Raw genomic sequence first — 235 nt, forward strand, 5'->3', positions numbered from 1 at the left:
GTGGTGGATGCCGCGCCTTGCTTGACCGGAGTGGCAGACGATGACCGTTTTCCATCGCAACGAGACCCGCGACCCGCTTCCCGACGATCTCAAGGGCGGCGTCATCGCCATCGGCAATTTTGACGGTGTGCATCGCGGTCATCAGTCGGTCCTCGATCGGGCGCTGGAGATCGCCAGGGAGCGGGGCGTTCCAGCTCTGGTGCTGACCTTCGAGCCGCATCCCCGCACCGTGTTC

General features: G+C 64.7%; 1 protein-coding gene. It reads left to right on the plus strand.

Annotation, left to right across the window (positions count from 1 at the left end; genetic code table 11):
* Nucleotides 1-40 precede the first annotated feature (40 nt).
* On the plus strand, nucleotides 41-235 hold a 195-nt coding region (locus tag ACPYOJ_RS36855; RefSeq protein ID WP_481420612.1), incomplete at its 3' end, for an adenylyltransferase/cytidyltransferase family protein.

Source organism: Rhizobium sp. SVR5-9E (assembly GCF_056755095.1).